Source organism: Lysinibacillus sp. BSL11 (assembly GCF_052928325.1).
Map to the genome: position 1 here is coordinate 179,297 of NZ_JAVGCX010000007.1, position 19,493 is coordinate 198,789.

Consider the following 19,493-nt stretch of genomic DNA (forward strand, 5'->3'; position numbering starts at 1 on the left):
GTTAATAGAATAAGCCCATTACCAATTAAGCTAATGGGCTTAAATTTTTTAATTTCTTTCTTCTATAACTTAGTGATTATTTTTGTATTAATTCAGTGTTGTTATACCACTGTTCATGGCTCCAGCTAAGCCTTGAAGGATACGTGATGCACCAGCTTCTGCTTTCACACCAGTATTAGTTGTAACAATGTTATATGGAAGTGCTGCTGAACCTGCATGGTTAGCAATTGCAGAAGTCAATTTACCAGAGGTTACTAAAGTGTGACCTCCATACCAAGCTGCAGTGTAAAGATAAGCTGTTACTGAAGCTGGGTCACCGTTTTGTTCTACGAGAATATTGTACTGTAAATTAGAGTTAGCAATATATTTTGCTTCAGGAATACTCTTAGAAGTGAAGTGTTGATAACCCGCTAAAGCATAACCAGACGTTGGAGCAGATGAACTACCCGGTTCTTTTGAACCACCAGGAGCTGCGTTTGGACTACCTTGCATAAAGTTAGGAAGACCAATTTCGAACGAACGACCTTCGTTTAAAATTTGAGTATTGTAGTAGTTCATGATTTCTGCTGCCGTTTGTTGACAAACATGAGAGCTTAAAGCTACCGCATTTTTAAATTGAGGAACTTGTGTAGTTAAACGTAGTTCAGCAATTCGGTAAGCACGAGCTGCTAGGTTAAGCCCCCAGATAACAAATGCGTTGTAACCAGAAGAAGGGAAGTATCCACGCATTTGGTCAATATTACCACCGTTATCACCAGCACGACCTGCACCAATGTTAACACAAAGTTCAGTTAAACCATTGTTTACACGAGAGTTACTGTAATTTGCACGTAAACGAGCACACATATTTGTGAACCAAGCACTTAAATCAGAATAAATTGCATTACCTGCACCATTAATAGCAGCATTGATAAAGTGAACTGCTCCTAAACCAAGGATTGTACCATTAAGTGCCGTAGTAGAATGCTTAGTCCCAGCTAATAAACCAACACTAACTGTTACTCCTTTACCATTTGGCTGATTTACATTTTTGTAACCAGCTTCACCAGTGATACGAGTGTAGAAGTTGCTAACATAACTAGTAAGTAATGATTTAAGTTCAGTTTGAGTTACTGGGTTAGAAGAACTAGCTTGTGTATATGAAACCATATTAGCATCTTTTGCTAAAGCTAATGCTGCATAAGCTCCTAAAGCTAAAATTGGATTTTCTGGACCAATATTGTTTGGGTTAGCTGGATTAATAAATGATTTATAGTTGATTAAAATCCGGTGAATACGAGTCAAGATTTGACCACGAACTGTCGCAGAAGATGCATTAGAGTAAAGTGATGTCAAGAATAGCAATTGACTTCCAGCACGTTGACGTGTAACTCCTGCTGATTTCTTTAATGTACCAAAAATATCATGGAAGTTAGTTTTTGATCCTGAATCTGCTGCCAAACGTACTGCACCATCTCCCATAAGGTTAGTAAAGATTTTTTCTGCTTCTGTTTTGACTGTAAATGTCAAAGAAATCATCCCCTTTATATTTTATAGAAAGCTCCCTTCAATAAGAACATTTGTTCTTGTTTACATTATAGAACAGATGTTCTTGTTTTTCAAGGGAATATATTTATTTTAAGGAAAATAAATGAAATATTTATTAACCTTTTATACTAGTACTAGTATAATTAAAGTATAGAAAGGATGTGAACAAAGTAGATTATGATAAGGTTTTAGCTTATTTAGTCGCAGTCGCTACTGTAATTAATTTGCTGAAAGGCTCAGTAAAAAATATTCAAGGCATGCGAACAGGCAAGCAAAATAAAAAGCGACGCCCCTCTACCAAGAGGAAACGTCGCAAATACCCAAAGCGAAGGAGGTTAGCCACTCCTTCCCTATAATCTTATCATATCCATTGTATTATGAAAAATATCGGATATGTAGTAGCTTTTGCATTTGCTATTTACGCTTTGATTAATATGGTGAATTGGAAACAACCAGGCTTCTTCGATGTATCTATGATTATTATTTACTCTTTTTGTTTAATCTTAGTGATATTAAATATCATAGTATATTTTAAAAAAAGGAAGGATTAAAATGGAGAAGAATTTTCAGACTGAAGCTAATAAACGTTGGCAAGAGAAGAATAAAGAGCGTGCAAAATACATTAGCGCACGATCAAGAGCGCGTAGCTTTATTAAAAACCACGCTTTAGAGGAAGATTTAGAGGAGTTTATGGAATTGACTCTAGAACGCAAACAAATATTAAATAAAATGAAAATAGACCAAGACGGCATGTAGCTGTGAAGTGAACCCTTAAAGTTAGAGTTTTATTTATGCAGCTAATCGGCTGGCATAAGCTCGGTATTTTACCGGACCCATGCCGGCCAATTTTTGTTTAATTCGATCGTTATTATAGTAATCCATATACTTTTCTATTTTCTTCTTTAACTTTTCATTCATGATTTCCTCCTTGCCCAATTTAGTTATCCATAAGAATCCCTAAACTGTTCAAAAGTGTATTTGTTCTCGTTCTTTATAGCGTCTGGGAGAAAAAAGACAAAATAAAAAGCCACTCAAAATGAATGGCTCAATCCAAGCTTAGTATTTAAATTCTTGCACTAAAAGTTATTACTTATCTTGCCAACAATTTTGTTAGTGGCACTACGATTTATTGTAATCGCTCTAAATCCTGATATTCTTTCATATAAGGACCATCTTCTGCAACAAATGAATGATACAATGCCTTTACTGCGAAATTTTTCTCTAAACCCATTTCAGATTTTAGCTTTTTTAATTCATCATGCAATGTTCGATGTTCATTTATAAGCTTTAGCATAATTGTCTTATTATATTTCATTACATCCGTCCTTTTTGTTTACAACATGAATGCTATAATACACTATTTTCACTTATAATCGCAAGAACAGCCTTGAACACCCCCACCTCCATCGACCTTTGTTTGTTTTGGAATGGTTACATCAAGTTTCTTTATATAATAAAAACACCTCATATGAGATGTTTAGTTGCTTCAGTCTAGTAAATTGTATAAATTCTTCATAAATCTATATTACTGTCCTAAAACCTCCTGGATAGATTGTTCCAAAATATCCATTGCCAGTTCTAATTCATGTTCATTAATGATAAGTGGTGGAGTGAGAGTAAGCACATTTCCTTGGGATACTTTAAAGCTTAATCCCTTTTCCATACATTTATACATTACTTGCTCTGCTTCAGATATAGCTTTTTCTTTCGAATTCCGGTTTAATACTAATTCTACTCCGTATAAAAGACCGATTCCTCGAACATCACCTATAATTTCATATTTTTCTTGCATCTTTTTAAGACGTATTCTCATATAATTTCCTAATTGATTAGCCTTATCAATTAATTTAAAATCCTCGATATAATTAAGAGTAGCCAATGCTGCTGCACAACCTAATGAACTTTTTTCATGAGTGTAATGACCGAGTGCAATATCTTGGGCAACATCAAGTTCTCCTTTTACGAGCATCGCTGCCATTGGAAATACGCCTCCACCCAATCCTTTTCCCAATAAAACAATATCTGGCATAACTCCAAAATTTTCGAAAGTGAACATTTTACCTGTTCGACCTAAAGCTGTTGGAATTTCATCAAAAATCAATAATATATTGTTCCTATCACAAATATTACGTAAACGTTGATAGTACTCTTTTGGTGGGATATGCACGTCTGTACAACGAACAGGCTCTAAAATAATTGCACCGATTTCATTTTCTCTTTCAAGTACATATTCTAAATAATCAAGGGATTTAAATCTACCATTGTCATCATCAAACAAACCACGATATGAATTGTAAGGAGCTATATGCAGACTCCCTGGCATTAAAGGACCCATACCGTTACGGAAAAGTGCTTCTCCTCCAACTGAAATAGCGTCTAAAGATGCACCATGAAATGAATCCCACATAGATATAGTTTTAAATTTACCTGTTACCTTTCTAACAAGTTTTAAAGCCATTCCAACAGCTGAAGTTCCCCCAGGAGTCAACAGTACTTTATTTAAACTTTCTGGTGCAATGTCAACTAATTTTTTTGCCAACTGGATCGCAACTTTATTTGTATAACGTCTTGGTGAGAATGGAAGAATATCCAACTGCTCTTTTACTGCTTGAATAACATACTCATTACCATAACCTATTTGATGAACATTATTTCCGTGAAAATCCATATACTTTCTTCCATCTATATCCTCTATGTAAATTCCATAGCTTTTTTCAATAATATTTAAACAAGGAGTAGAAAGAGATTGATGTAAATAATACTTGGAATCATCGTTTAAAAGCTCAAATGATTCTTTGCTCAAGTGTTTTCCTTGCCATAAAGAACGAGTTTTTGTTAAATTAATGTCCCCCTCTGTTCTTAAAACTTCAATGTTTTTTTCCATTATTTCTTCTCCTCTCATTGTAGGTAATTAATTCTTTTATCTAAACAAAATAACATGTGTTTTTTAATTAGTTATTAATATTTTGTAAATCTTTTCACCTAATCACATTTAAACGTAGTTGTTATGAATCAATAATAATAACCTACGCTCATAGAACACTGACGAATCAAAGGGGAGGAAACTTTGCTCCGAAGGATGTTTTGATAATAATTTGTTTAACGATTTTTTCTCTAACAATAAATTGTGTTTTACTTTTAAATGGAAAAAAATTTTGTCGAAATCTCCAAATGCGAAAGTAAAGCTGCATGAGCATTTACTTCAACTTTAATCATTGGTATATGTTTGCTCTCAAAACCACACCAAACTCTGCCCTCTCGACTCGAAGTGTTTTGGCTGTTTGACGCAGTTTTCAAAGCAAAAGAAAAAAGCATCATAAAGCTTTTACAGCTATTACAATGCTTTTTATAGTTCTTGTTTAGACAGGAATAAGTAAAAGTAGATTTGCACCTTGTATGGTAATTTTCGTGGTATCTAGTTTATGCCCGATCTTGCTGAGCTTCAGCGCCCTCTACAAAGAGCCATTAGCTACACCACTACATTCTATTCCGCCACTACTCCTTTACATCAGCCTTACTCCTACCGAACCTACCTCCGAGTTTACAATACAAACTTTAAATCACAAACTATCGTTCATGTTTTACATTTGTTCCTTTTGTTTCTTTTCCCTTGTTGAATTGAGTACCTATTAGTTCAATGAAAACCATGTAGATTGAATCATTTATTACCACGTTGCTTTAGTATTACATTTTCAACATATTGGCTGAATTTCTCCTCTGCATCGGAATAACATTTGACACTAAAGAGCAAAGGGTCCATAGGGTATTTAATTTTTTTTTGATTGGGAGAATCAAAATTATCATATTCCACTTTCGTAGAATAATCTTCAAAATAAATGTCCCACATTCCTTGTTCATTTTTATACCCAATAGCTTCAATATAATCATCATTTTCTTCGTCATAATAAGTGATATGCCAATGACGACCTTTTAAATGCTCCTTTATTTCTTCAGCATACGGTTCAAATGATGTCTCTATCTCCACTAATTCCATTCCTTCGGAAAGGTCATCTCTATTTAGATAGGAAGGTTCAGGAAGCTCTTCATTGTCATAAAGAATTCCAGCCAAAGTGTAAGCTAAATCCTTTTTGGCATCTTGTATTGCTTTGTGTCTAGTTTCTCTTCTTGTTAATGGATATTCCCATCCATTTTCAAGAAACAGAGTAGGGAAATAAACACAAAATATTCCTTCATCATCTTGCTGTATGAAAGCTGGATAAATTAATCTATCGAGATTTACCATAGCTACACATCCTTTAATTACTCTATTTCTTTATAATAAATTATTTTAGGAAAATTGTAATGATCAAATCTCAACTGAAACGCTGCATTATTTTGAAGCAAAAATGTCCCAAAGCGTCGTTGGTAAACATTTCTTAAGAGCTTGTTATTCAACAATCTGGACCTTAATTGAAAACGAGCGCTGTTCTTTGTTATAGAATCGCGCACGATTGAGAAACAACTTTATTGTTACTCAATAAAATCCACCTTTCAATAAAGAGGAAGCAAAAGGGTTATCAGGCAATTACAAACCCTATGACGAGTAAACAATAAATACTAGGAACTCAATTTTATATGAGCGCCTGATTATTTTTGTTGAACTTATCAATGCAATTCTTAACATTCAAGAGAATGCGATTTCTCCAGATAGTGTACCTTGCAAGGGCTTTGGCTCTAGCCACGCCACTTTTGGTTCTGGTTACAATTTGATTAGCGATTTTAGCTGTTATGAAGTAGCTATATTTTGAATATATTGTTACGAAATTGCCATAAAATAATTTATATGTAAATGATATACTTTTTTTGTAAGTACTAATTATATAGGAGAGAGGGATTTTGCTATGTCCGAAAGCAAGCAATTTATTAAGGATATAAATGAAAATAATGTGAAATTTTCCGTAATAATACCCGCTCACAACGAAGAAAAGTACATCGGGGGATGCCTAGAATCAATCGTCAAAGCTGCACAACTTTATAAAGATCAAGTAGAAGTGATTGTTGTGCTTAATCGTTGTACAGATAGAACAGAGGAAATTGCAAAGTCATACAATTGTGTAACATTGATTAATGAAGATAAAAATTTATCCAAAATTAGAAATGCAGGAGCAGCACTAGCAAAAGGAGAAATTCTAATTACAATTGATGCAGATACTCGAATGACTGAACACTTGTTATCAGAAGCTGAAAAGCATCTAGCATCTAATCAATATATTGGAGGCGGCGTAAACGGAAATTTTGAAAGAATTTCGCTTGGAATCATTGTTTCTACCTTTCTCTTGATTGTTCCCTTATTGTTTAAATATGGTTTGATTTCTGTAGGGATTTTTTGGTGCTATCGAAAGGACTTTCAAGCAATAAAAGGTTTTAATGAGAAGATGCTGATGGCTGAAGATGCTGATTTTGCAAAACGATTAAAACAATTGGGTAAAACAAATGGTAAAAAATACGGAACAATAAAAAATGGTATGATTACTTCTTGCAGGCGCTTTGACCATTATGGGGACTGGATTTTACTTAAACGACCTAGTATGATTTTAGCTTATCTAAAAGGCAATAATCATAAGGCTGCAAATGAAGCCTATTACGACGATCAAGCAAGATGATAATGAGTAAACTCAATTGTGTTATATTAAAACAGATAACTAGCATTGGTGTGAAAATGAAAAGAACATCTTAAATTGAAAAAGCTTAAGGAACTGTTTAGTGTCAATAAGTTGTTCCATCTATGGGCCAATTAATTGAATAGCACTTACTAAATTACAGTAAGATATTGAATATAATTACTTGTTTTTTGTACTTTTAAGGAGGCGTTGTCGATGAGAAATTATTTATACTTGATTGGGCGAAAAAACAAGGGGATAACGTTTCAATAGCCCATAAACTACGTGATTCCCCTTCAAAGGGAGCGTACCAGATTGAAGAAAATTTATTTAAAGCCTATTGATAAAAGTAATTGGGAAGAAGCAATTAGATTATCTGTTAAAGAAGAACAACAAACATTTATTGCATCCAATCTTTATTCTATTGCAGAAGTTCAATTTCTAGATAATTTCTATGCAAAAGGTATTTATCTTGAAAATAAAATGATAGGATTTACTATGTTTGGAATAGACCCTGATGACCATAATTATTGGATTTATAGACTTATGATTGATGAAGAATTTCAAGGTAAAGGTATAGGTAAACAAGCAATATATCAGGTTATTGAAGAGATAAGACGAAATAATACTGCAAACGTTTCTTTAATAATGATTGGATATGATCCTGAAAATCTTACTGCAAAATTTGTATATAAAAAGGTAGGATTTATTGAGACTGAATTATCATCTTGGGGTGAACAATTAGCTAAGTATTCCTTGTAAGCACTTGATTTTACCACAATGAATATTTAGACATTAAATTAAAGGATCAGGTTGTTGAGTAACATAAATAGGAAATGATTAAACTTTTTATAAAAAAATGAACCAATTTAATTATTAAGAGCGTGTTTTGATCAATTTTTTACAAAACACGTTCTTTTTTATGTTGCTTCTTCATTTAAACTGCCTGCTAGTTTAGTATAAACTTTCAAAATTCAGTAACATTATATATACTAATATATGTTTTACGTTCCTCTACAATCTGGCCCGAATGTTGAACATATGTTATTAAAAAGAAATAACTCCTTGGCTCCTTCATCATCTGACTCAAAATTTTATTTCTTACTCTAAAAATTGTCGTACTAGATAATCTCATTTGCTTTCCAATTGCACGCATGCTATTCCCATCTAGTAATCTATGAAAGACTTCAACCTCTCTATCCCCTTCCACAAATGGAATGCGGTTCTGCACCTCTGCAATCTTATGCTCATATTCCTTAATCCGATAATTTAGTGAATATACACGACGTTCTACTTCTTCTACCTTCGCTACCAGCTGCCGTGCTTCCTCCATCATTTCAACCATCCATCAATAATTCTCAATCCACTGAAGTAAATTCTCTTTTGCCCTTTAACATAGGTTAGCCCCCCTAAGTTGAGTTATATTTACTTATCTGACTAACCTAGAAAGGCATAAACCAATTCGAGCTGTAGCGTCTATAAACGCTACTGCTTTTTCTTTTACTTATTTTTGAACAGTTTTTTCAGTCACTATCGGCTCACCAACCTTATGATAAAAGTTTTTAAGTGTTTTTAAGTGCACACTTTCCTCAAAATGTTCAGTAATTCATATCAGCAATATAATTTGTTCCATTAAACAACCTATTGTATAATATAATTAACAAATATTAGGGGGTTCCGGAATGAGTTTATTCGTTGCTTCTACCTTTGCAATGATTGCTTTAATCATTGCTTTACTTAATGACATGAAGATTAAGAAATTAGAGAAACGTATCGAAGAACTTGAAAAAAGCAAATCGAATTAAACACTACTATCTTATAGATGGGAATCCCATCTTTTACTGAACAATTTCTTTCTAGTGATCATTAACCAATTGAGTTCAATGCTCCTTGTATCTGCGTTTTCGCATAGCCAATCATTGTTTTAAGGTTTTCCAATTCCCTTTCAACTTTCAGGCGGTTACCCTTTTCATTTTCATACATTTCAAGTACTTATTCTTTTGTATTTTCCTGCTTGCCCAATTTAGTGATCTGTAATAATTCCTAAACTGTTCAAAAGTGTATTTCTTATCGTTCTTTATAGCGTCTGCCAGTAAAAAGACAGAATAAAAAGCCACTCAAAATGAATGGCTCAATCACAAGCTTAGTATTCAATTCTTGCACTAAAAATTATTATTCATCTTGCCAACAATTTTGTTAGTGGCACTACGATTTATTATAATCGCTCTAAATCCTGATATTCTTTCATATAAGGACCATCTTCTGCAACGAACGAATGATACAATGCCTTTACTGCGAAATTTTTCTCTAAACCCATTTCAGTTTTTAGTTTTTTTAATTCATCATGCAATGCTCGATGTTCATTTATAAGCTTTAGCATTATTGTCTTATTATATTTCATTACATCCGTCCTTTTTGTTTACAACATGAAAGCTATAATACACTATTTTCACTTATAATCGCAAGAACAGCCTTGAAAGAAGCAACAGATGATCATTTATATATGGGTCTTACTACACCTCACCATTAAATTTTTTCTTCTACTCGGGTAACAACAATTCCTTTCTTTCTAGTCCATCAGAGAAGAATACCATTAAAAAAGTCAGATCGTAATCCCGTGTTATAAGTAGGTAAGCTGAAAGAGAGACAGTAATGATAGCAAAAACAATTTGTAAAATGTTAAGCATAATATTCCACTCCTCTTTAAATATCATATAACAAAAAAGAAGTTATGGAAATGATTGTAAATATTTAAGCTTTAAATTTATTAAGATACCTAATCTCTTAAAAAATATGGACCGAATGTGTATGTCTTGCCTCGCACATTTGTGAGGCGCAGGTCGGTCTTCGTTCTGTCTTTCCCTAATATTTAGATTTTTAATTGAAGTTCAATCATTCACATATTAAGACACTTCTTTGCAAATCATTAATAAATTTCCATCAAGATCTTTAAACACAAAATAAAAATTGTCCTGAATCTTTGTAACAAGCTCAACATTATTTTCTTTCATAAATTGATAAGCAGCTTCAATATCATCGGTTAAAAGCTGAATTGATGGAACTTGGAAAGTGGAAATATCACCATCATCTTTTCTCCACTTTGGCATGGAATCTAAAATTAATCCAGCTGTACCTTTCATGGGTGCCACGAATAAATGTCCAAAATATTCTTCTCCCCCTTCCAAACCAAGTATTTTTCTGTACCATTCTTTTGCTTTCTCTAGGTTACGAACTGGAACAAACACACCGCCGATTTGGTTTTTAATTGGTGTTCTATAGTCAGGTGTAGTCACAATACTTCCTCCTTTAATAATTTATTTACACTTTGGAATTCTACTTTTTCAATTCAACGTTATTTTCTACTATTCCTTCTTGCACTAACCTACCCGATTAATTAAAAGAACATTACTTTTAGAATAAACATAAAAGGGCAGCCTAAGACTACTTCATCATTTGTTCCAATATGTTGTTTCTTGCCCTAAATATCGTTTTACTGGATAATTTCATGTGCTTACCAATTGTTCGCAAGCTATCTCCATCAAGTAATCTATGAAGCACATCAACTTCTCTAATACCTTGTACTACAGAATACGATGTTGAACCTCTGCAATTTTTTGCTCATATCCCTTAATTCGATAATTAAGGGAATACACTCGGCATTGTACTGCTGTATACACTGGATCACTGATTCCACCACTAGCTTTTGGTAATGTTGCCTCAATCCCATACATAGCCGTTTTCACCCCAATGTAACTATTGTTATTTACCTTTGCTACTGGCTGCTTTGCTTCCTCGATTGTTCCACTATCCAACGATAATTTACAATCCACTGAAGTAAATCCTCTTTCTTAACTTTGTCATAATTACTTATCTGAATAGCCTAAAAGGGCATAAACCAATTTGAGCTGTGGCGAGTGATGACGCTGTGCTTTTTTTAGTTACTGTGTAATATGTTCATATTGTGCAGTTGTTTGTTGTATTCGTGTAAAATATTTCAGGTTTTTTATGCTATAATTTACATACATTACATAAAGAGGTGATATTATGGAAAATAATAAATTAGTTTGTAAGACTTGTGGTAAGGATTCCTTTATAAGCGGTCAAGTTGGTGGTAATAGTAGTTCGGGTAATATAAGACCGATTGGTTCAAAAATGGCTTTTGGTTCACCAATTCTTATGACTTTTTGCAAAAACTGCGGAGAGATTGCATCACTCAAAGTTGCTAATCCTAAAAAATTCACATAAAACTTCTGTTTAGGGTCACTTCCAACCTAGTGACCCTTTTTCGTTTCTTTCTTTTCAACTAATCTCTGCTACGGTTTTATCAATCTTTTCTGGCAATTTCTTCTTTACTTACATAGTCAATACTCCGTTGAACGTAACAATGTTCACTTTTGAATTTTTCATTTCTATGACGAACAATTTCAATTGCTTCGTCCAGTAATTCATCATCCATCGCTGGCAAATGCATCTTTTGAATATAAATTGACTAATACTACCGCAATCAAGAATTTCACCTTTTTTCTTTCTGCACAAATTCTTTCTAATTCGAAGTGATTTCGCATTTCTTACACTTAAATTCCTCAATTTCATATCCATCTGCAAGCACAATAATATCGCCTGTAACCACCACTTTTCCCCCCACTTCTTACACTTTTTAATTTGATTTACTCCTTCACATTTTCTTTCATATATTCACAGCATATCGACTGCTGCTAGCACACATTTCTGGTAAATTCCCTCATACAACAGCCTCTGGCAAGTCAGGAGGCACACACACTATTTCCGACACGCTTTATTTGCTCCTTTTTCGGTATTTAGACCCGTTTGCGTAATTTCTGAAATTATAGTTACTTGGGAATCCTTGTCCAGCATATTATTCAAGTTGCTCTAACTGCCTTAATCCCATATCAATTACTTTTTTTCTCTTATTACTAGGGTCGCAAGTGCAAACCGATCTCTAGTAGCCAACATAATCACACGTGACTTCACGGCAATTGCCGAAAATATTCAACTTTTAACCAAACTCTGCCCTGTCAACTCATAGTGTTTTGGCTGTTTGGTGCAGTTTTCGAAGCAAAAGAAAAAGCCTCCATCCTAAGATGAAAGCTTAAATATTATGGTAATCCTATTGTGGAGAGCTCACTTGCAACTCGCGATAGAGCGACACCACGTTATTTTGGATGTAGGTCGGTCGTTGGTCTGTTTTTCCCTAACATTGAGGTTATTGTAAATACCAAAGGACCTACCTCCGAGTTTACATCCTATTTTTCTTATTACAAAACATGCTGCAAGTTTTACATTCGTTCTAAACATTTTATTAAAGCACTCATTTATAACAATTGTGCCTATCTTTTTGAATCCCACATTTAATCCTCTAAATAATCAAATTTTCTCGCGTGTTCTACTTCCTGAATGGAAACTTGGCGTGTTAGTTCATCTGTTTCAGAGATATGGTATGAATCCCATTCGTCATTAACGGCAATTTCTTCAGGGTCCTCATATAATTCATCATAATCTTCAAAATCCCCTTCAAAATCGGAAGGTGTTTCAGAAGTTCCATATTTCGCTACAACTTGAAACATATCTTCATAATCATGAATATCATCCTTGTCATCTCGGCCAGCAAAAGAATTGTCTACTGGAGGAAGCATCACTTGCTCTTCAACTGGTCGATCTGTTGGAACGTCTTTTGCAGTATGTTCAATACAAAAAGAGGTATAAGGCAGTGCCACCAATCGATCATATGGGATATCTTGTTGACAAACTTCACATACGCCATAGGTACCATCCTCAATCTTTTGTAAGGCCGTATTTACTTTTGCTAACTCATCATTGTCATGGACCTTTAACGCCATATCTTTTTCACGCTCGTATAATTCGGTACCCAGATCTGCTGGATGATTATCGACTGTTGACAACTCATCAACTGAATCCCGTAAACTATCTCGTTCTAAATATTCATCATCTGTATCCATTCTTCGTTGGAGCGAGTGTTTTTGCTCAATTAACATATTTTTTAGCTTTGATATCTTCTTCTCATTTAGCATTGTCATCACATCCTTTTCATTATTATGAACGAATTTGATTGAATTATTTGTTTTAAAGATATCCTCATTCCAGCATGTTTTCTTTGCCCTTTTAGATTGTCCTAAAAGTTATGGCCTTCGAATAAAATGCAATTACATTTGATAATTGGAGGCTATTTTATGGGATCTATATTTACCTTTATCTTTTTAGGCATATCAATGGCTGCAACAATTGGTCCTGTTAAGACTGTTCTATTAAATACAGGTTTAAAAAATGGGTTTTTTCATGCATGGTTTTTTAGTCTGGGTGCCATAGCGACTGACATTATCTATATGTTTATCGTATATTTTGGAATTGGCCAATTTATCAATTCCATCTGGTTGAAAACAATCCTTTGGTCCTTTGGCTGTTTTGTTCTTTTATACACCGGTATCGAAAATTTACTGTCTCTACATAAAATTGAGATGGATTCGAAAACAGGGAAAAGAACACGACTGAGACAATCCCTCATGACTGGATTTTTCATGTCTTTTTTGAATCCGCTAACCATCCTTTTCTGGCTAGGAATATACGGCTCCATACTCGCAAAAACAGCTGGTATCTCAACAGGGTATGAAATCATTTTGGTAAGTATCGCCATTTTGATGGGCATTATTCTTGTAGATTTTATTTATGCCTTTTTATCCAGTGTCGCTCGAAAATTATTATCTACACAGCTTTTGAAAACGGTCTCTTTTATCTCAGCCTTATTAATGATTGGTTTCGGGATCTACTTTGGGAAGCAGGCTTACCAAGTCTTATTCCAATAAACCCACCAACAGCGCATAAAATAAACACGAAAGGAAACCATACCTTTCAAAGAATATTAGTCGAGGTGTGGTAATGGACCAAGAGAAGGTTAATGTAAGTGTCTGGTGTATTGTAAGTTTGACTTCAATTCCGCTCATCATGACACTTGGAAATTCAATGCTTATTCCCGTGCTCCCTATTCTGGAGGATAAGGTAGGGATCACATCATTTCAGTCAAGCATGATCATAACAAGCTATTCAGTCGCAGCTATTTTTCTGATCCCAGTAGCTGGCTATTTATCAGACCGCTTCGGCAGAAGAATAGTCATATTACCAAGCTTAATTTTAGCTTTAATCGGTGGTCTGATTGCTGGATTTGCTTCCTGGAAAATGGATGACCCATACGCAATGATTATCGCCGGAAGAATTATTCAGGGAATTGGGGCCGCTGGTGCAATGCCGATCGTATTGCCTCTTGTAGGTGACCTTTACCAGGATGATGATGAAAAAATAAGTTCTACATTAGGGATAATTGAAACGTCTAACACGTTTGGGAAAGTGTTAAGTCCCATTTTAGGATCAATATTTGCTGCATTTTTATGGTTCCTGCCCTTCTTTTCTATTTCAGCGCTTAGTCTGATTTCGATTGCACTTATTTTTTTCTTTGTTAAAGCGCCTAAAGATGATGATGAACCATTGAAGCTCAAAGAGTTTTTACGTAATACAAAAAAAGTTTTCAAGGAGGAAGGAAAATGGCTATATACCGTATTCCTTAACGGGGTCCTTGTGATGCTCATATTATTTAGTATGCTATTTTTCTTGTCAGAAAACCTCGAAAAAGTTCATGATATAAGAGGGATTAAAAAAGGGTTTGTCCTTGCCATCCCACTTTTATTACTTTGTATAGCTTCATTTATATCTGGTCGAAAAATTAAAGGAAACTTAGGTAGGATTAAAAAAATAATCATTGCCTCCTTGATTGCCATGTCTGTTAGTATTATCTTTGTTGGGTTTACAAGCAAAAAACTGATTCTTTTATTAGTCGTCACGAGTGTAGTGGGGATTGCTATTGGTGCACTATTGCCTGCACTTGACACAATTATTACTGACAATATTAGAAAAGAGTTAAGGGGAACCGTATCCTCTTTTTATAGCTCAGCACGATTTATAGGCGTTGCAGCAGGCCCTCCTGTTATGTCACTTGTCATGAAAAATTATCTCAATGCCAGCTATATTACGGCAGGTGTATTAGGATTTATTCTTTTGTTTGTTGTCTTGAAATTTATCAAAGTAGAAGATATTGAAAAAAACAATGAAATGGCATAAAAAATAAGGACCTGACAGATTTTTAGACTGTAAGACCTTATTTGAAAGTACTTAATTTTATCCAGATCTCATACTAAATAAATTAATTCCTCTTAAAAATACTCTTATTAGAAGTAGTCACTCGGCTACTTCATCATTTGTTGTCATACTGGATAATTTCATGAGGTTTCCAATAGCATGTATGCTATCGCATCAAGCAATCTATGAACTACTTCAACCTCTCTATCCCCATGCATATCCGAAATTGTAAATCTATCTCCCCTTATCAAGACCTAAATTGAGAAAAGTCAAATAAATTAAAGGGTAAAACATATTTTATATGACTAATATGTTATGCCCTTTCTTGTTCAACTTAAGCACTCCGTTAGTTTAATAAGAACAGCGCCGCTTCTTCCACAATCGCAGCCATTGTTGAATAAGGGGTAGCGAAAAATATAACTTGCGAAATTACTATGTCTATTTTATAGTTGAAGTAATATTTTATTAAAGGGTGAACTTTTTGTTACTGTAGAATTCTAATCTAAATCAACGTTATAGCTAAATTTTGTTGAACAAAACCACCTTATATGGGTGTTATTTGTTGTGCAAAAAAAAAGCAAGATTAGAATTAGTAGGCTATTATAAACCTTTAGCGCGACTAATTTTAGTCGCGCTTTTTCTGTTCGTTGATTTAGACAATTTTAATTTTTTACTTATTAAAATTGAGAGGACGAATCTACAATGCAAAAACTATTACAACAAATTACAGCTGATATGCAGCTTGAAGAACATTACCATACATTAGAGAAAGCTCTACTTACTTTATATTTCCATAATAATTGTACAACTAAATCTTTAGCTTATATGACAGCCTTACCAATACCTATCGTTTCAGCTATGAAGAAAGAATTTGCCAAACAAGGTTGGGGTAAACATAGCTTAACGAAAAAAGGCCAGCTAGCCGTTATGCAATATTTCCAACTCTCAGGTGCCGATGCTGAACTCTACCTACAATTAACGACAGATGATGCATTTCGAATAGAATGGATTTCACAAAATATAAGCGAAATAAGCACTATTTATGAGGCTAGACCTATAGCTGACGTGACAATTGATCAAGCAAAATGTACAGTTGAGACTGCCTTAAAACGTGCATTGCTGGCACTAGACTATACGATGCTACTCAATAAGCGTATTTTGTGTTTAGGCGATGATGATTTCATCAGTATTGCATTAGCATTTTTAATAAAGAAAATCGCTCCACACTCTGCAACTAAAATTGTTGTATTAGATATTGATAGACGAATTTTAAGTACTATTAGTAAAATAGCTAAAGACTATGAGCTTTCGATTACAACAGATTATTATAACGTTCATGAGCCTTTGCCCGAAACATATGCTGACCAGTTTGATTGCGTTTATACAGATACACCGTATACCTTGATTGGCGCACAGCTCTTTTTATCACGTGCAATTAATGCACTAAAGCCAGAAGCAATGCGGCATGTGTTTTTTTCCTATGCCAAACGTAGCTATCAAAAGCATTGGGAGCTACAGCAAAGCTTATATGCTATGGGCTTTGTGATTAATAATATTCATTACGACATAAACAACTATGAAGGTGCGCAGATTTTAGGTGCTACAAGTCAATTATTCGTATTACAAACTACAGAGCAAATGATTCCTTATATTCCTAATCAGCGTAAATTTACGCGACCAATTTACACAGGAGAGGTTGAGAAGAAATCTGTTGTTTATCAGTGTAATCATTGTAAGAACTCCCATACAGTAGGCACTGGCAACAAATACACTACGATTACACAGCTTCAATCCAGTGGTTGTCCAAATTGCAAAAATAACAAGTTTTCACAAATTAAGCGAACAGTAAAAAAATCACAATCCCAGCACGCATTAGGGCATCATATTTTATTAGAGTTGCATGATTGCAATGATGCATTGCTCAATGACGTACAACACATTAAAAAGATTATGTGTCAAGCTGCCCATAAAGCAAAAGCAACAATTGTGACCGAACATTTCCATCATTTTTCACCTTACGGGGTTAGCGGTGTAGTCATTATACAAGAATCACATTTAACGATTCATACGTGGCCAGAGTACGGCTATGCTGCAATAGATGTCTTCACTTGTAACAGTAAATTAGCGCTACAAGAGGCTGTACAATATATTACTGATCAATTTAATGCAGGAAATACCACACAACATTACGTAAATCGAGGTAAATAGATTACCCCAATTAGTATATGTATTGTTACTTTTTTCGACAAAGAAAATGGCTTGATTCACTAAAAGAATCAAGCCATTTTAATTTATTTCAGTATTCAAATCTTCAACAAAAGCCATCATTAGTTGCACAAGGATATACTTATTCTTCTTCAACTTTAAGATTTTTATAAAAGCTATCAACTATTGGATAAATATCAGGCTCTGTATAGGAGTAAAAATTAGTTACTTCATTTTCAGTAAATATAAAAGTTCATTTGTTCATCTTCATAAAGGGTAATAGCATAAAGGAATCCAGCTCTATCTTCTTGATTTTCTTCAGGTATAAACTGTACATCCTTTATTCCACAATATGGCCCTTACTTTATATTATTTGAATTCAAATACCTGACCGCATTTTATTGATTTTTTTCAACTTTTTAATTCAACAATTGCAATTGTTTTTTTATATAACGACAGATAGAATGGCTCTCACAAATATCAATCCCAGTAGATAAATGTGATCCCTGTTGTTCAAGTTCTCGTCTTAACATTATTTTTAACCACACAGATTGTAAGTTTTTATTTTACAGTTATTACACCTCCTTTGCTAATTAATTCTAATTTGTTTGAGGCTTCTCCAATCTTGTGACCATCTAAATAATGATTTAACACAACGAACCCTATATCTTAAGCTAGAAGGCTTTAAGTGGTCTCCTGAAAGTAATAAATATTCTTTTAATCTATCTATATTAATTTCGTTCATATCAATATCACCAAAAATCGTAATAATAGATTGTATTGAAAACAATATGTTTATAATGTAAGCGATGAATATCCCTCGATTTTTTTATCCTGTTGGTCCATGCTTCGGATGATAACATGTGTCTTTCACTCTCCCATCTATAAATCTATTAATTCTAAATTCTATTATGTTCAATGAAAGATTTTTTCATACAAGGATATTCAACAACCTAAAAAATAGTGATAATTTTGAACTCTAATTAATATAAAAGGCACTTTCCATGTTTCTAGGAAAGCACCATTTAATGGACTAACTAAAATATGGGCTTATTCCTAAAATCGCTTATAGCTTGTTGAAATAAATCACTCCGTTAGCCATCCACGTCGGGTAAAATCGACGCTTCATCACATAAAATGAAAGATTACTCCGTTTTTTTTATGGGAATTGAAGAGCTTAGATTAAACAGCTGAACCTCATAGATCCTGAAAAAACTTCAAATTTGCTAACAGAGGTAAATTATATAGCCTTTTCCCATAAAATCATTTAATATCGAGAGGCTAAATTACACCATCATCCCTAATTATTACCATCGTTTTTTATTTAGCTGCCATTTCCCTGAAATGGCAGCTAGCATCAACCATGGCTCTATTACCATATTGATTAGAATATGGGCTACAATTGGTGCAAAGGTGCTCCTTCCAGTATAAATATAGAGCATCGCAAGTAGACAACCTAAGATTGTCGTTGAAAGAATTGCTGGAAGCGCAATTTTCATCTCTCCTCGCAATAACACCCATGTGCCATGAGCAATTCCAAACGCAATTCCTGAGATTGTTACTTGTGAAAGATTTGAAAATCCAATAGATAATACATACTCCATGAGCAAATGTCTAAATACGACTTCTTCTACTATCCCACTTACAATAGCAGCCCATATACCAATCAATTTTAGCCAAGAAAATGTAAACAAATTGCTTTTTACTAAAGGTATTGCAGACATTGTATAGCAAATATACCCGATTACAATGAATGCAGTGAAAAACCACATAGGTAAGTTCAGGTGCAGTTCCAGTGAATTGCCCAACCCCAACCCATTCTCAACAAATTTTTTAGGATTAGTTACATACCAATAAATAACACTTAATGAAAGCATACTTGATATGCTTGCTAATATCCATCCTGCCTTTCTTCGCTCTTTTAGCGTTGTGATCTCGTTCATATTAACTGTCCCCTTAAATTAAATTTATGTTTCTAAGGCTTAATATAACGACATC

General features: G+C 34.0%; 21 protein-coding genes. 8 read left to right on the forward strand and 13 right to left on the reverse strand.

The genetic code is table 11. The features are described from left to right. Window positions 1–87: 87 nt before the first annotated feature. Entirely contained in the window at window positions 88–1,518 is a 1,431-nt protein-coding gene (locus tag RCJ95_RS10485) for a calcium-binding protein (protein ID WP_446722240.1), read from the reverse strand. Between the two features lie 561 nt (window positions 1,519–2,079). Here RCJ95_RS10485 and RCJ95_RS10490 point away from each other — a divergent pair. After that, entirely contained in the window at window positions 2,080–2,283 is a 204-nt protein-coding gene (locus tag RCJ95_RS10490) for a hypothetical protein (RefSeq protein ID WP_221682960.1), read from the forward strand. A gap of 33 nt (window positions 2,284–2,316) precedes the next feature. Here the strand turns inward: RCJ95_RS10490 and RCJ95_RS10495 are convergent, their stop codons facing one another. The 4 genes from RCJ95_RS10495 to RCJ95_RS10510 form a co-directional block, all read right to left on the reverse strand. Then, window positions 2,317–2,445 carry an IS3 family transposase gene (locus RCJ95_RS10495; protein ID WP_004225126.1) on the reverse strand — a complete coding sequence of 43 codons (129 nt, stop codon included), beginning with the start codon at window positions 2,443–2,445 and terminating at the stop codon, window positions 2,317–2,319. A 208-nt stretch (window positions 2,446–2,653) separates the two neighbouring features. Then, window positions 2,654–2,842, reverse strand: coding sequence for a hypothetical protein (locus tag RCJ95_RS10500; protein WP_004225125.1), 189 nt, complete (start codon window positions 2,840–2,842; stop codon window positions 2,654–2,656). Window positions 2,843–3,052: 210 nt separating this feature from the next. Then, window positions 3,053–4,411, reverse strand: coding sequence for a (R)-1-hydroxy-2-aminoethylphosphonate ammonia-lyase (gene pbfA, locus RCJ95_RS10505; protein ID WP_257522352.1), 1,359 nt, complete (start codon window positions 4,409–4,411; stop codon window positions 3,053–3,055). A 774-nt stretch (window positions 4,412–5,185) separates the two neighbouring features. Continuing rightward, window positions 5,186–5,770: a type II toxin-antitoxin system HicB family antitoxin gene (locus RCJ95_RS10510; protein WP_221682961.1), complete on the reverse strand. Its 585-nt coding sequence runs from the start codon at window positions 5,768–5,770 to the stop codon at window positions 5,186–5,188. 598 nt (window positions 5,771–6,368) lie between these two features. Here RCJ95_RS10510 and RCJ95_RS10515 point away from each other — a divergent pair. Together RCJ95_RS10515 and RCJ95_RS10520 are read left to right on the forward strand one after the other, a co-directional pair. Next, window positions 6,369–7,130 carry a glycosyltransferase gene (locus tag RCJ95_RS10515; RefSeq protein WP_221682962.1) on the forward strand — a complete coding sequence of 254 codons (762 nt, stop codon included), beginning with the start codon at window positions 6,369–6,371 and terminating at the stop codon, window positions 7,128–7,130. A 312-nt stretch (window positions 7,131–7,442) separates the two neighbouring features. Further along, the gene (locus RCJ95_RS10520) at window positions 7,443–7,889 is read left to right on the forward strand and encodes a GNAT family N-acetyltransferase (RefSeq protein ID WP_221682963.1); all 447 of its coding nucleotides are present in this window, start codon (window positions 7,443–7,445) and stop codon (window positions 7,887–7,889) included. Between the two features lie 205 nt (window positions 7,890–8,094). Here RCJ95_RS10520 and RCJ95_RS10525 read toward each other — a convergent pair whose 3' ends face one another. Further along, window positions 8,095–8,463, reverse strand: coding sequence for a hypothetical protein (locus tag RCJ95_RS10525; protein WP_221682964.1), 369 nt, complete (start codon window positions 8,461–8,463; stop codon window positions 8,095–8,097). Between the two features lie 346 nt (window positions 8,464–8,809). Here RCJ95_RS10525 and RCJ95_RS10530 point away from each other — a divergent pair, with 346 nt between their 5' ends. Next, entirely contained in the window at window positions 8,810–8,932 is a 123-nt protein-coding gene (locus RCJ95_RS10530) for a hypothetical protein (protein ID WP_004230338.1), read from the forward strand. Between the two features lie 410 nt (window positions 8,933–9,342). Here the strand turns inward: RCJ95_RS10530 and RCJ95_RS10535 are convergent, their stop codons facing one another. From RCJ95_RS10535 to RCJ95_RS10555, 5 genes are all read right to left on the reverse strand, one after another. Continuing rightward, entirely contained in the window at window positions 9,343–9,528 is a 186-nt protein-coding gene (locus RCJ95_RS10535) for a hypothetical protein (RefSeq protein ID WP_274769273.1), read from the reverse strand. Between the two features lie 139 nt (window positions 9,529–9,667). Continuing rightward, window positions 9,668–9,814: a hypothetical protein gene (locus RCJ95_RS10540; RefSeq protein WP_446722241.1), complete on the reverse strand. Its 147-nt coding sequence runs from the start codon at window positions 9,812–9,814 to the stop codon at window positions 9,668–9,670. A gap of 216 nt (window positions 9,815–10,030) precedes the next feature. Further along, the gene (locus RCJ95_RS10545) at window positions 10,031–10,420 is read right to left on the reverse strand and encodes a VOC family protein (RefSeq protein ID WP_312128770.1); all 390 of its coding nucleotides are present in this window, start codon (window positions 10,418–10,420) and stop codon (window positions 10,031–10,033) included. A 148-nt stretch (window positions 10,421–10,568) separates the two neighbouring features. Beyond that, window positions 10,569–10,685, reverse strand: a complete 117-nt coding sequence (locus RCJ95_RS10550; protein WP_312128769.1) for a hypothetical protein — start codon at window positions 10,683–10,685, stop codon at window positions 10,569–10,571. Between the two features lie 23 nt (window positions 10,686–10,708). After that, window positions 10,709–10,957, reverse strand: a complete 249-nt coding sequence (locus RCJ95_RS10555; protein ID WP_320938670.1) for a hypothetical protein — start codon at window positions 10,955–10,957, stop codon at window positions 10,709–10,711. Window positions 10,958–11,171: 214 nt separating this feature from the next. Here RCJ95_RS10555 and RCJ95_RS10560 point away from each other — a divergent pair, with 214 nt between their 5' ends. Beyond that, window positions 11,172–11,372 carry a hypothetical protein gene (locus RCJ95_RS10560; protein ID WP_221680402.1) on the forward strand — a complete coding sequence of 67 codons (201 nt, stop codon included), beginning with the start codon at window positions 11,172–11,174 and terminating at the stop codon, window positions 11,370–11,372. Between the two features lie 1,124 nt (window positions 11,373–12,496). On the opposite strand, the gene RCJ95_RS10565 is transcribed toward RCJ95_RS10560, so the two are convergent. Then, window positions 12,497–13,177, reverse strand: coding sequence for a TraR/DksA C4-type zinc finger protein (locus tag RCJ95_RS10565; protein WP_221680401.1), 681 nt, complete (start codon window positions 13,175–13,177; stop codon window positions 12,497–12,499). Window positions 13,178–13,336: 159 nt separating this feature from the next. Between RCJ95_RS10565 and RCJ95_RS10570 the strand changes: the two genes are divergently transcribed. From RCJ95_RS10570 to speD, 3 genes are all read left to right on the forward strand, one after another. Further along, a complete protein-coding gene (locus tag RCJ95_RS10570) occupies window positions 13,337–13,966 on the forward strand; it encodes a LysE family translocator (RefSeq protein ID WP_221680400.1) in 630 nt (209 codons plus the stop codon). Window positions 13,967–14,039: 73 nt separating this feature from the next. Further along, on the forward strand, window positions 14,040–15,272 hold the full coding sequence (locus tag RCJ95_RS10575) for an MFS transporter (RefSeq protein WP_446722242.1): 1,233 nt from the start codon (window positions 14,040–14,042) through the stop codon (window positions 15,270–15,272). 720 nt (window positions 15,273–15,992) lie between these two features. Next, window positions 15,993–17,498, forward strand: a complete 1,506-nt coding sequence (gene speD / locus RCJ95_RS10580) for an adenosylmethionine decarboxylase (RefSeq protein ID WP_446722243.1) — start codon at window positions 15,993–15,995, stop codon at window positions 17,496–17,498. Window positions 17,499–18,802: 1,304 nt separating this feature from the next. Here speD and RCJ95_RS10585 read toward each other — a convergent pair. Continuing rightward, a complete protein-coding gene (locus tag RCJ95_RS10585) occupies window positions 18,803–19,438 on the reverse strand; it encodes a CPBP family intramembrane glutamic endopeptidase (protein ID WP_446722244.1) in 636 nt (211 codons plus the stop codon). Between the last annotated feature and the right edge of the window lie 55 nt (window positions 19,439–19,493).